Source organism: Mesorhizobium sp. M7A.T.Ca.US.000.02.2.1 (assembly GCF_003996995.1).
Taxonomy (GTDB): domain Bacteria; phylum Pseudomonadota; class Alphaproteobacteria; order Rhizobiales; family Rhizobiaceae; genus Mesorhizobium.
The window spans coordinates 1-529 of the sequence record NZ_RZTT01000892.1; the positions used below are offsets into that span (position 1 = coordinate 1).

The 529-nt window shown below is 58.2% G+C and carries 1 protein-coding gene; it reads left to right on the forward strand.

All coding sequences use genetic code 11. The annotated features are described in order from the left end of the window. Positions 1-186: hypothetical protein (locus tag EOD15_RS36415; RefSeq protein ID WP_210212227.1), on the forward strand; the 186-nt coding region annotated here is incomplete at its 5' end. Positions 187-529: the final 343 nt, after the last annotated feature.

Consider the following 529-nt stretch of genomic DNA (forward strand, 5'->3'; position numbering starts at 1 on the left):
GTCATAATCCTTTCCTGGTTATCGGCAGTTGAGGGTCAAAGCCTCGGCTTGGGATCGGAATCACTCCATCCCAAGGCCGGCGTCATCACCTGGCGTAGCTTGGCGCGTGCCTCGCGCTTTCCGGCCACGGTCATTGGTCATTCCTCGGGAAGTTGGAAGGTGCGCCAGCTCTGGCGCGGGGGTTGAAGGCTTGCTCTTGGAGCAGAGCTGCAAGCGTAGAAGTTTCAACCCCAACGCAGTTCTTGGTCCCCGACACACACATCTCATCACTCCGGGGGCGAAGCAGTATTTCGACGGACTGCCCGGGAAGTACCTTGAACCGTCCCCGCACCTTGATGCATTGATCGTCAATGCAAAGATGTGTGCGCGCGGGGAGCGTCTTTAGCTGGGGCCACGAAAATGCGGGCTCAGTGTGTTCCACAGTCTTGACGATACCCAGGGGAACCCGAGTCGGAGGCTCATAGGCCATCAAATAAATGAGCCCTATGGAGGCGGCCAAAGTGCCGATCGAAATGCCGATGCCAGCCAC